Below are 12282 nucleotides of genomic sequence, written 5' to 3' on the forward strand. Positions count from 1 at the left end.
GCCGCGTAGACGTTCACGTAGTCAACGCCCCTTCCACCATGAATCCGATGTCCCTGCCCTCGCCTTCCCAACCGATGCCACCTCGTCCGCTCGGGAGCGCCCCGTGACCCGCCTGCGCCTGGTGCTGGGTGACCAGCTCAATGCCGCCCACGCGTGGTTTGCCGAGCGATCGGATGAGGTGGTGTATGTGCTGATGGAGATCCGCCAGGAGACGGATTATGTGATGCATCACGCACAGAAGATCCTGGCCATCTTCGCTGCGATGCGCCGCTTCGCCGAGCAGTTGCGTGAGGCGGGGCACCGGGTCTGGTACCTGGCCATCGATGACCCCGCCAACCAGCAATCATTGCCCGCCAACCTGACCTGGTTGCTGCACCAGCACGGGGCCAGTCAGTTGGAATACCAGGCGCCAGACGAATGGCGACTGGATCAGCAGCTGCGCGATTACGCAGCGCAGCAGGCCATCGCAGTGCGTTGCGTGGACAGCGAGCACTTCCTGACCACGCGCGACGAAGTGGCGCAGTTTTTCGGCAACCGAGGTGGCGAGCGCTGGACGATGGAGGTGTTCTATCGCCACATGCGGCAGCGCCATGGCGTGCTGATCGAGCCCGATGGCGGGCCCGGGGGCGGCCGCTGGAACTTCGATGCCGAGAACCGCAGGCCCTGGCCGGGCGACCCAGCCGAGCCGCCGGACCTGCGGCCCTGCCATGACCAATCCGATCTGTGGCAGACGATCCGCGATGCCGGCGTGGCCAGCTTTGGCGATCCCAATGCAGATGCCCTGCGTTGGCCGCTGGATCGCACCGAAGCTCTGCAGCAGCTCGACGCCTTCATCGAACATGGCCTGCCGCATTTTGGCGACTACCAGGATGCAATCAGTGCGCAGGCGTCGCGCCTGTTCCATTCGCTGCTGTCGTTTGCCTTGAACGTAAAGATGCTTTCGCCTTGGGAAGTGATTGTCCGGGTGGAGCTGGCGGGGCGCGAAGGCCGTGCGCCCATCGCGTCGGTAGAGGGTTACATCCGCCAGATCCTGGGGTGGCGCGAGTATGTCCGGGGCGTGTACTGGGCGCAGATGCCAGGCTACGAGCGCAGCAATGCCTTCGGCCATGACCGTCCGTTGCCGGAGTGGTTCTGGACCGGCAACACGCGCATGGCCTGCGTCCGCGCTGCCATCGGTCGCTCCCTTGCCAATGCGCATGCCCATCACATCGAGCGACTGATGGTGATCGGCAACTTCGCCCTGCTCGCCGGCCTGGACCCACATGCCCTGCACCATTGGTACCTGGGCATCTACATCGACGCGTTTGAGTGGGTGGAGCTGCCCAATACGGTGGGCATGAGCCAGTTCGCCGATGGTGGCCTGCTGGCGACCAAGCCCTACATCTCCGCCGCGGCCTACCTGCATCGCATGGGAGACCATTGCGGGCGATGCCCGTATCGCCAGAACCAGCCCACTGGCCCCAGGGCCTGCCCATTCAATGCGCTCTACTGGGATTTCCTGTCCCGCAACTCGGCGGCACTGAGCGGCAACCCTCGCCTGGAGATGCCCTACCGGCAGCTGGCGCGGATGCCGGCCAGCCGCCGCGACGCACTGGCCCAGCAGGCTGACGCACTGCGGCGCAACCTTGACGCGCTGTAGCCGTTCTGCGCGACGCAGCCAGTGCAGTCCAGCGCCCACACTCCAAGGCGCGTGGGCGTCGGACCGAGTATCCCCCTCCGTCCCACCCTGCCCCTCAGCGGGGCGCCAGCAGCCTGGACAGGCGATCGGGCTGATCAGCCTGGCGCACAAGCCTCGGATAGCGCAGCGGACCGCGGTAATCCAGCACAACATTGGATGACTGCTGGTCCTGCTCGATCTCCAGCGCTACCGGGTGCTGCGCCGAGCGCCGGGCTGCCGCCAGCAGGCCGGCAGCGGTATAAGGCTCCCCGTTGACCTTGACGATGCGCGTACCGGCGCGCAGGCGGGCGCGGAATGCGGGGCCGTTCCACACCACGCTGCGGATCACGCCGTTGTCGCGCGCGGCGATGCCGATGGAGTAGCTCAGATCGGACACGCCGGCCTCGTCTTCGCTCGCGGTGAAGGCTGCCGTCGGCGTCTCCGTGTACACCAGCTTCCAGCCCATTCGGTTCAGGCCTTGCTGCGTGTCCAGTTCATCGTCCGCGTCCAGCCAGCTGCGCAGTATCCCTGGCCAGTCGGCAGGCGCCACCGCATTCAAGGCGCTGCACACATCTTCGAAAGTGTAGGTGCGCGTCGGACCGTCCGGCGTGGCGCCAGCGAAAAACCGTGCGGCGAAATCATCGATGCTGCGGCGGTCATGGGTCAGCTCGCGCAGCCGGGCATCCACCGCCAGCCAGAGCATGACCCCTTCGGAATAATAATCCCGCCGCCGCTGCCAGTCCCGCCACGGCACCGCCTGCCGCAGCATGAAAGCCGGATAGTTGACGTCGTCGGACAGCGGGCGCCATGCGCGACCAGGCCGATTGGCAATCTCCGCTGCCTCGATGGCAAGGCGGTCGCGCAGCTCGGCGGGACTGAACTGCCCCGCACGGGTAGCCAGCACCCGCCCCCAGAATTCGGTCTGCCCTTCGTACATCCACAGCAGGCTGCCGGACACCGGGACGTTCGGGGTGGGCGCCCAGAGATCGGCCGGCGTTCGGTGGAAGCCGTTCCAGGCATGGATGACCTCATGCGCGATCAGATCGCGGAACAGGATCTGATCGTCCCACGCTTGGAAGTGGGACGACGACAGCTCGTTTTCGCTCGAAGCACGGTGTTCGGTGCCACCGGTCGATCCCTCGTCACTGAGCCGGGCCAGGATCTCGTAGCGGTGAAACGGCGCGGGGCCGAAAACATACCGCATCTGCGCGACCAGCCTGCGCAGTTCGGCCACGCGCGCAGACGGCACCTCCAGATCGCCGGGACGCAGCGCGACGATGTCGAGCGATACGGGCGGCATGCCGTCGCCGTCCAACGGCACCCGTGCAGCATGCCGCCCCGCCAGCACGGGCGAGTCGAGCAGCGCCTCCAGCGATGTCGTCCGGAAGGCCAGGGGCGTCGCCTGGCTGCGCTCCGGCACCAACGAGGTGAAGGCACGCATCCCGGCGGGCAGTGTGAGGGTCGCCGCCATGGGGATGTTGCGCGCGTACCATCCGGCGGGATACACCACCAGGCGCTGCCACGGCACGCTGACGATGTCCGGCGTCAGCAGGTTGCCCGCGTTGACCATCTGGAACGTGACGTCGATCGCCAGCGTCCCTGCGGGAACCTGCACATGGAAAGCGTGTGGTTCGTACCCGTCCCGCTGCCATGCCAGCCGCTTGCCCGCCGCCGTTATCTGCAGCCCGGCCAGATCGGTGACCGTCAGGCTCGGCCCATGGCTGGCCGCCTCCCAGCGCGGATACAGCAGCGTCATCTGGCCCGCCCCGGCAACCGGGATGCGCTGGCGCACCGTGAACAGCCTGCGCTGCACATCCGTGGCGTCGACCTCGATCTCGATGACGCCGGAAAATGCCTGATCGACCGGCTGCGGCACCCGTACGGGCGAAGCCACGTACCGCGGCCCCGCATCGGAACGTGCAAAGGCAGGGCTGCAGACGCCTGCAAGCGCGAGGGCAACAAGCACAGCGGGTGACAACGACGGTTTCATGTGATTCCTGGGGCGACTGGCGACTCTTTGCCGCAGACAATGGCGGTGCGCCGCCAGGATCGCGCCTGCCCAAAGTAATCCGGCCCATGACGTGGCCACGGCGTACCTGCACCTGGCCTTGTCGGCGCAGTGGCTACACTGCCCTCCCTGCCGTCCAGAGAGCATTCCATGCCCACCCTCGACAAGCGAGCCGGGTGCGCCCTGTGCCGGGACGCCCCTGCGCTTGGATTCGATTTCAGCTATGCGTTCCAGCCGATCGTGGATATCCGTTCGCGCACGATCTTCGCGCACGAGGCACTGGTGCGCGGCCCCGACGGCGGGTCGGCCCATTCGGTGCTGTCGCAGGTGGGTACGGAACACCAGTACGCGTTCGACCAGGCGTGCCGGGAGAAGGCAATCCGGACCGCGGCCTTGTTGCAGATGCAGTCCCTTCTCTCGATCAACTTCCTGCCCAACGCGATCTACCGGCCCGAGGTGTGCATCCGCTCCACGCTGGAAGCGGCGCGGCGCCACGGCTTCCCGATCGAGCGCATCATCTTCGAGACGGTGGAAGGCGAGGAAATCAACGACGGCAAGTGGCTGGCGGAAATTCTGACGGAGTACAAGCGCATCGGCTTCAAAACGGCGATTGATGATTTCGGCGCCGGTTTTGCCGGGCTCAACCTGCTGGCCGACTTCCAGCCGGATATCGTCAAGCTGGACATGGCGCTGGTGCGCGGCATCCACCAGAGTCCGTCGCGTCGGGCCATCGTGGCCGGCGTGGTCGGGATGTGTGGAGAGCTCGGCATCGAGGTCATTGCCGAGGGCATTGAGTTGGCTGACGAGGCACGCTGCCTGTCCGATCTGGGTATCCGGTTGATGCAGGGGTATTGGTTTGGGCTGCCCTTGTTTGAAGACATCACGTCGGAGGCCGGGGTTCCATGGCCCTGCTGAGTGCTCTCGGCGGGGCCCGGCTGCGTAACGGCATTTTCGCTGTGCGCTTTTCTGCTGTCGGTTGGCTCATCCACGCATGGCGTGGATCTACTGGGTACTCTTCACCGGAACATGGCCGATCTGCGGAGCCTGCACGATGCTGACCCTATGGAAACTCTATCTGGGCCGGATGACGCGGCGGATGTGGTTCCGCTCAACGCTCTATGGTGCCATGGGCGTGGCCACTGCCCTGGCGGGCGCGTTCCTGAAGTTCCTCATTCCGGCCGGACTGGCCACGCGCATCGGTGCTGATTCGGTCGGGAACATCCTTGGCATCCTGGCCGCGTCCATGCTGACAGTTACGACGTTCTCGCTGTCGACCATGGTTTCGGCGTACGGCTCGGCCTCCAATAGTGCGACGCCCCGGGCTGCGCGCCTGCTGATCGAGGACAGCCGGGCGCAGGGCGCGCTGGCGACCTTCATCGGTGCTTTCCTGTTCTCCATCGTTGGGCTGATCGCGCTCAGCACAGGCCTGTATGGGGACAGCGGTCGGCTCGTGCTGTTCGGTGCGACGGTAGGCGTCATTGTGATCATCACCATCACGCTGCTGCGTGCCATCGAACAGTTCTCGCGGTTCGGCCGACTGGGGGAGACCATCGATCTTGTGGAACGTGCAACGCTGGCCGCAATGAAGCGCCGCGCAGCCGACCCACTGCTGGGCGGTGCGCCACCCCAGCCCGCCAGTGCCACCGCGATGCGGCTCTCGGACCAGCGCATCGCCTATGTGGAGCATATCGACATGGCGCGGCTGGAGGCCCTGGCCATGGAGAAGACCCTGCGCATCCATCTGCTCTGCCAGGTCGGTACCTTTGCCTCGCCGGACCGTCCGCTGATGGAGGTCGAGGGTGAGGTCAGCGAGGAAACGCGCGGCTTGCTGCTGGCGACGTTGAGCTGCAGCGATGCGCGGGCCATCGACGATGATCCGCGCTATGGCCTGGTCATCCTCTCGGAAGTGGGGCAGCGCGCAATGTCCGCATCCATCAACGATCCCGGCACCTGCATCGATGTGATAGGCACGTGCGTGCGGCTGCTGCACCGCTGGGCCGAGCTGCGCCAGGACGCTACCCACGCTGAGGTGCGATACCCGCACGTACACGTCGCCCCCTTGCAGGCCAGCGACCTGTTCGATGATGTCTTCACCCCCATTGCCCGCGACGCCGCAGGCTCATTGGAGGTCAACATCCGGCTGCAGAAGGGCTTTGCCGCGCTGCAGCTGGCGCTCGATCCGGACATCGCCCGCGAGGCGCGCAGGCATGCCCAACGGGCAATGGCCCGTGCGCTGGAGCGGCTGACCTTCGAGCCCGACCGTGAGGCGCTGCTGGCGTCAGCGGTGGTTCCAACGCCTCAGCCAAACGCACCCACAGCGGCAGGTCGATGATTGTTGCAGGTGCGCACCGGCCGCGGGCGGAGGCCGGCGCTCCGGGCTCTAAGCCAGGCCGACAGAGGCCGGTCGTGGGCGCGCAAGGCTGAGATACGCGGCGGCAGCCATTGCGATGGCGATCATCACGCAGGCCACCGCAAAGGCAATGCTGATTTCGCCGGACCCTGCCCCATCCGGTGCCAATGCGAAAAAAACCCCGCCCACCAGTGCGACGGAAAGCGCGGCACCCATCTGCATGGCCGCGGTGATCGCACCGGCGGCCAGGCCTGCCCAGCGCGGTTCCACCCGGTCAATATTGAGGCGCACCAGCGCCGGCAAGGCAATGCCCTGCCCGATGCCCAGCAGAAGCAGCGGCCCGACGAGCCAGCCGGGCTTGCCGTAGACAGCGAGGCCGGCAACGGCCAGCAGGGCCAGCGCTTCCACGCCCATGCCGAAGGCCGCAACCCGCACACCCAACCAGCGCGACAGGCGAATTCCACAGCTCGGACCAAGCAGTTGTCCGATGCCCAGCGGCAGGATGGCCAGGCCTGCGGAAAGCGCGTCGCGATGCAGGCCGGCTTGCTGGTACACCGCGAACGTCAGAAAGAACGCGGCCAATGCATAGAAGCACACAGCGGCAAGCAGTCCGCGTGGCAGGCCCGAGGCGATGGTGAGGGCAGACGGTGGCACCAGCGGTGATGCGCCCATGCGCTCCAGGTGTTTCTGGTACCGCCAGAACGTCGCGACCAGTGCCGGGCTGGCTGCCAGCAGAACCAGGCTCCACCATGGCCAGCCTCGCTCGCGGCCTTCGATGAGGGGGACCACCAGCGCGAGTGCGGCCAGCGCCATCAGCACGGCGCCCCGGTAGTCCATTGTCCGCGCGTGCCCTGCCCGCGTTTCGCGAACCAGCAGCAGGGCTGCGGGAGCGGAAAACACAATGACCGGAAGATTGATGAGGAAAACGCTGCGCCAGCCGAGGGTCAGCACATCCACCGAGACCAGCCAGCCGCCAAGCAACTGCCCGCCAACCGAAGCGATACCGAAGGTGGCGCCATACAGCCCCAGCGCGCGCCCCTTCTCTGCCGGGGGAAACAACGCGTGGATGGAGGCGAGTGACTGCGGCGCCATGACTGCCGCGGAAATACCCTGCAACAACCTGCCGGCCACCAGCATGGCGGCGGAGTCAGCCAGCCCGCAGATGGCCGACGCAAGCCCGAACCCCAGCATGCCACCGACGAAGGTGCGCCGACGCCCATGGATGTCACCCAGGCGCCCACCCAGGATGAGCGTGACGGCGTACGCCATGGCATACACCGACACGACCAGTTGGGTGACATCTGCCGATGCATGCAGATCGGCTCGGATGGTAGGCAGCGCCACGTTGACGATGAAGAAGTCCAGCGGCGGCAACAGCGTGCCCGTCAGCAGCACCGCCAGGGCCGGCCAGCGGCGCGCGTCATGCACGCCTGGGGTCTGATCCACGTTCACCGATTTCTCCTTGGGTCATTCAGACCTGCGCGTATCAGCGCATGCCACCCGAGCCGAGAATGTTTTCGCCCGTCACCCAGCCCGCGTCCGCCGACGCGAGGAAGGCAACGATCGAGGCAATGTCGACCGCTTGGCCGATCCGGCCCAGCGGTGTCTGCTGCTCGTTCCAGGTCTGGAAGTCCGAGCCCATCACGCCATTGGCATGCGTACCCTGGGTCTCGATCAGCCCGGGATTGACCGAGTTGACGCGGATGCCGCGCGGGCCCAGTTCGCGGGACAACACGCCGGTGATGGCATCGATGGCGCCCTTGGTGCCGGTATAGATGGCGCTTTCCGCCGGCAGCACGCGGGTGACCACAGAGCCGATATTGATGATGCTGCTGCCCTCGCCAAGGAACGGTACGGTGGCCCCGGTCACCAGCAGCGTGCCCAGCACGTTGAGGTCGAACTGCTGACGATACAGTTCCTCGGTGGTGTGCTCGATCTTGGCAAACCGGTACATGCCGGCGTTGTTGACCACGATGTCCAGCCTGCCGAAGCGGTCAAGCGCCGCCGCAACCAGCGCATCCACGTCGTTCTTGTTGCGGACGTCGGCGCGAACCGCGGCTGCAGATCCGCCGCCGGCCTCGATGTCCGCAACAAGGGCCGTGGCCGCATCTTCCGCGGAGGCGTAGTTGACCACGACGCGTGCGCCATCGCTGGCCAGGCGACGGGCAATGCCTGCGCCGATGCCCTTTGTAGCGCCGGTGACCAGTGCGACTTTTCCGTTCAGTGTGCCCATTGCGTGGCATTCCGGTTCCTGCTGCCCCGGTATGGGGCGGGGAGTGCATGGTGGGCCTTGCAGGATTGTTTGGGCGGTGACACTGCTGCATAGTTCATGTTCATTTTTGAACGGGTGGGCCTGGCCGTGGAATGGAGTGACATCCGCGTTTTTCTGGCAGTGGTCCGCAGCCGCTCCCTCGGGGAGGCCGCCCGCAGCCTTGGCGTCAGTCACCCCACGGTGGGCCGGCGGGTCAAGGTGCTGGAAGACGAGGCCGAGCAGCCTCTGTTCCGCAGGACGAAGGACGGCTTGGTCCTAACCGACTCTGGCGATGCAGTGCTTGCACTGGCGGAGTCGATGGAGGCGTCCGCACTTGCAATGGAGAGGCGCCTGGCGGGACGCCAGGAGCGGCTGGAGGGAACCCTGCGGATCTCTTCGGCCGACTGGTTTGCCGCCTATGTGCTGGCGCCCAGCCTGGCCGAGCTGGCGCAGCGCCACCCGGGCGTGGTGCCGGAAGTCATCGCCAGCTACCGGCTGCTCGATCTGTCCCGCCGCGAAGCGGATGTTGCGTTTCGCATCGTGCCGTTCAGTGAACCGGATATCGTCCAGCGCCGGCTGATGACCATGCCTTATGGGCTGTATGGATCAGAGGCGACGGTGCGCGTGGTGGCAGAGGATCCGCGTGCGGCACGGCTCATCCTGATGAACTCGGCGCAGGCCCACTTCCCCGACGTGACTTGGCTGATCGAGACCTTCCCGCAGTCGAAACCGGCGTTCACCAGTACCAGCCGCAGCGTCCAGGCGCAGATGTGCGCCCGCGGTCTTGGTGTTGCGGTTTTGCCACGGCCGCTGGGTGAGCAGATAGGCGGGTTGCACCGCATTGACGGCTTCGGGCAGCCACCTGGGCGTGACATCTGGGTGGGCTACCACCAGGATCTGCGCCAGATGGATCGGTTGCGGGCACTGCTGGAGATCGCCGAGAGGTTGCTGCCGAACGCGTGCGTGGTGGCGAGGCGGCCTTCAGGCGCTGACTGATGCGTCGCGACGCCACATCGCCATCACGGCGAGGCGCGCATAACACTGCCGGCCTTCCCCTTCCAGCAGCCCCGTGATCGACCCCACCCCCGATGCCCCTGCGCGCCGGCGCGCAGAACGCGGCCTGGATGGCCTGAATTTCTTCCTGGCAGACGTGCGCGATGGGCTGGGCCCCTATCTGGCCATCTATCTGCTGTCGGTACACGATTGGCAGCCGGCCAGCATCGGTGCGGTCATGACGGTGTCGGCCGTCATCGGGCTGATGACCCAGACGCCTGCCGGGGCCTTGATGGACCGGCTCCACGCCAAGCGGATGACATTGGCCATCGCTGCCGTCCTGGTGACCGCTACGTGTCTGCTGCTGCCGTGGACGAAGAGCTTCGCGGTGGTGGCGTCTACCCAGGCGTTGAGTGCCGTGGCGGCCTCGGTGATTGCACCGGCCATTGCGGCCATTTCGCTGGGCGTCAGCGGGCCGCGCGCGTTTGCGCGGCGCATGGGGCGCAACGAGACCTTCAACCATGCCGGGAACGTGGTGGCGGCCCTGCTGGCCGGTGGCCTGGCCTACCTGTGGGGGCCGACGGTGGTGTTCTACCTGATGGCAGTGATGACACTGGCAAGCGTGGCCGCCACGGCTGCGATTCCGGGAGCGGCCGTCGACGATGCGCGGGCGCGCGGCCTGGCTGACGAGCCAAGGCAGGCACACGCTCCCTCCCCCGCGCGGCTGCTGTTGCGGGATCGTCGGTTGCTGCTGCTGGCCGCGTGCAGCTGCCTGTTCCATCTCGCCAACGCGGCGATGCTGCCGCTGGTCGGGCAGAAACTGGCGATGAGCAGCCCTGCCCTGGCGACCACGCTGACCGCCGGCTGTATTGTTGCCGCACAGCTGGTGATGATTCCGGTGGCGTGGCTGGTGGGCGCGCGTGCTGATCGCTGGGGCCGACGACCGCTGCTGCTGGCGGGTTTTCTGATCCTGCCGATCCGTGCTGCGCTCTACCCTCTGTCCGATGCCCCGGCCTGGCTGCTGGGCGTGCAGCTGCTGGATGGCGTCGGCGCGGGCATCTTTGGTGCGCTCATACCCGTCATGGTGAGCGACCTGAGCGAGGGGACCGGGCGTTTCAACGTCACCTTGGGCGCGGTCACCACGGCATTCGGGGTAGGCGGTGCACTGAGCCCGGCTCTGGCGGGGTTCATCGTGCAGCGCGAAGGCTATGATGCCGCTTTCCTGGTGCTGGCGGTGATCGCCACAGCGGCATTGCTGCTGGCGCTGAAGGTACCGGAGACACGGAGTGCGCCGGGAATTGAACGCTTATGAGGTCTGGTTAGTACATGCACGCTGAAGCTTCGTCGATCATCATCTGGGCCGCCGTGGCAGTGACCATTGCCGGCCTGTTGTTCCGCCCGTTGCGCATTCCCGAATACGTCTGGGCTGTGGCCGCCGCGCTGTTGCTGCCGCTGACCGGGTCCCTGCCGGTCGCCACCTTCGTGGGTGCGGTGGCCGAGGGCCAGGATGTCTACCTGTTCCTGGTGGGCATGATGCTGCTGGCCGAGCTGGCACGGCGCGAAGGGGTGTTCGACTGGTTGGCGCTGTATGCGGTGCAGCATGCGGCCGGCTCGGGGCGGCGCCTGTTCGATCTGGTGTTCCTGGTCGGCACGGTCGTGACAATCCTTCTGTCCAACGATGCCACGGCGGTGGTGCTTACTCCTGCGGTGTACGCGGCATGCCGGGTGGCCGGGGTCACGCCCCTGCCCTATCTGTTCGTCTGTGCATTCATCGCCAATGCCGCCAGTTTTGTGCTGCCCATTTCCAACCCTGCCAATCTGGTGGTATTTGGCGCACATATGCCGCCCCTGCTGGAATGGTTGAAACAGTTCGGGCCCCCTTCGCTGGCCGCCATCGCCGCCACGTATGCCGTGCTGAGGGTGCTGTACCGGCGCGAGATCGCCCAGCCGATTTCGGTTTCGCCAGCGCAGCAGCCGCTTTCGCGCGGGGGCCAGCTGGCAGCGGCGGGTGTGGTGTTTACCGGGACGGTGCTGGTGGTCACCTCCGCGCTGAATGGACGTCTGGGGCTGATGACATTCTGTGCCGGGCTGCTGAGCGTGGCCGTCGTAGCCCTGGCGCAACGGCGCAGCCCCCTGCCGCTGCTGCGCCATGTGTCGTGGAGCGTGCTGCCGCTGGTGGCGGGTCTTTTCGTGCTGGTGGAGGCGGTGGCGCAGACCGGGGTGATCCAGCAGGCGGCGGATGCACTGGAGACCCTGGCGCGCAGCTCGACCAGCCAGGCCGGCTGGGTTGCAGGCGTTGCCGCCGCGCTGCTCAGCAACGTGGCCAATAATCTGCCGGTAGGCCTGGCGGCCGGGTCCGTGGCGCAGGCGGTGGATCTGCCTGCGCAGGTGCATGCCGCATTGCTGGTCGGCGTGGACCTGGGGCCCAACCTGTCCGTGACCGGCTCCCTTGCCACCCTGCTGTGGCTGGTTGCGCTGCGACGTGAGGGCGAGCACGTGGGCGCCCTGGATTTCCTGCGTGTGGGCATCCTGGTGATGCCCCCCGCCCTGATCGGTGCGTTGCTGCTGTTGTGACCGCGGGTGATTCAGCGCGACGTTGTCGGGGTAATGGTCAGCCAGCCATGGCGACCGGCCTGCCGCTGCTCGACGTAACGCTGTGAAGCCCCCATCCCACGCACCATGCGCTCGATCAGGGCGATATCCGCGGCATCGTCGGTACCCGCATACTGCTCAGGGTCGCGATTGATCTCGGCGCTGACGGCATGCAGTCCGTCGCCCTCGGACACGAAGTGAACCCGGGCAATGCAGACACCGGTCCAGCTCCGGTGCATGTAGAGCGTAGTTCCCTCGCAGTAGAGGAACCACTTGTCCTCCATTTCCAGGGGCAGGAGCCCATGGCGAACGCTGGCCGACTCCGCCGCATCGAGGTGGAAGTCGAGCATCAGTACGATATGGCGGGTGGGGAGCGGCCTGTTTTTCCAGTCAACAGCTTTGGCGATGGTGGGCATCATGAATTTTGGGTG

General features: G+C 66.4%; 10 protein-coding genes. 6 read left to right on the forward strand and 4 right to left on the reverse strand.

Features of this window, described 5'->3' with window-relative positions; translation table 11 throughout:
• The first annotated feature begins 103 nt into the window (after positions 1–103).
• Positions 104–1639: a cryptochrome/photolyase family protein gene (locus DCO49_RS00505; RefSeq protein WP_243402596.1), complete on the forward strand. Its 1536-nt coding sequence runs from the start codon at positions 104–106 to the stop codon at positions 1637–1639.
• 94 nt (positions 1640–1733) lie between these two features.
• Here the strand turns inward: DCO49_RS00505 and DCO49_RS00510 are convergent, their stop codons facing one another.
• Positions 1734–3647, reverse strand: coding sequence for a M61 family metallopeptidase (locus DCO49_RS00510; RefSeq protein WP_116862301.1), 1914 nt, complete (start codon positions 3645–3647; stop codon positions 1734–1736).
• A gap of 168 nt (positions 3648–3815) precedes the next feature.
• On the opposite strand from DCO49_RS00510, the gene DCO49_RS00515 reads away from it, so the two are divergent.
• Positions 3816–4580 (forward strand): EAL domain-containing protein, encoded by a 765-nt coding sequence (locus tag DCO49_RS00515; protein ID WP_116862302.1) that lies wholly within the window; start codon positions 3816–3818, stop codon positions 4578–4580.
• Positions 4581–4656: 76 nt separating this feature from the next.
• Positions 4657–5997: a DUF2254 domain-containing protein gene (locus DCO49_RS00520; RefSeq protein ID WP_243402597.1), complete on the forward strand. Its 1341-nt coding sequence runs from the start codon at positions 4657–4659 to the stop codon at positions 5995–5997.
• 48 nt (positions 5998–6045) lie between these two features.
• Here the strand turns inward: DCO49_RS00520 and DCO49_RS00525 are convergent, their stop codons facing one another.
• Both DCO49_RS00525 and DCO49_RS00530 read right to left on the reverse strand, forming a co-directional pair.
• The gene (locus DCO49_RS00525; protein ID WP_116862304.1) at positions 6046–7467 is read right to left on the reverse strand and encodes an MFS transporter; all 1422 of its coding nucleotides are present in this window, start codon (positions 7465–7467) and stop codon (positions 6046–6048) included.
• Between the two features lie 34 nt (positions 7468–7501).
• On the reverse strand, positions 7502–8248 hold the full coding sequence (locus tag DCO49_RS00530; RefSeq protein WP_116862305.1) for an SDR family oxidoreductase: 747 nt from the start codon (positions 8246–8248) through the stop codon (positions 7502–7504).
• A 96-nt stretch (positions 8249–8344) separates the two neighbouring features.
• Here DCO49_RS00530 and DCO49_RS00535 point away from each other — a divergent pair, with 96 nt between their 5' ends.
• The 3 genes from DCO49_RS00535 to DCO49_RS00545 all read left to right on the forward strand — a co-directional run bounded on the left by DCO49_RS00535 (position 8345) and on the right by DCO49_RS00545 (position 11833).
• Entirely contained in the window at positions 8345–9262 is a 918-nt protein-coding gene (locus DCO49_RS00535; protein ID WP_243402598.1) for a LysR family transcriptional regulator, read from the forward strand.
• 73 nt (positions 9263–9335) lie between these two features.
• On the forward strand, positions 9336–10571 hold the full coding sequence (locus tag DCO49_RS00540; RefSeq protein WP_207776442.1) for an MFS transporter: 1236 nt from the start codon (positions 9336–9338) through the stop codon (positions 10569–10571).
• Between the two features lie 14 nt (positions 10572–10585).
• Positions 10586–11833, forward strand: a complete 1248-nt coding sequence (locus DCO49_RS00545) for an arsenic transporter (RefSeq protein ID WP_116862306.1) — start codon at positions 10586–10588, stop codon at positions 11831–11833.
• A gap of 11 nt (positions 11834–11844) precedes the next feature.
• Here the strand turns inward: DCO49_RS00545 and DCO49_RS00550 are convergent, their stop codons facing one another.
• On the reverse strand, positions 11845–12267 hold the full coding sequence (locus DCO49_RS00550) for a hypothetical protein (protein WP_133249371.1): 423 nt from the start codon (positions 12265–12267) through the stop codon (positions 11845–11847).
• Positions 12268–12282: the final 15 nt, after the last annotated feature.

This window comes from Stenotrophomonas sp. SPM (assembly GCF_003105135.1).
Classification (GTDB): Bacteria; Pseudomonadota; Gammaproteobacteria; order Xanthomonadales; family Xanthomonadaceae; genus Stenotrophomonas.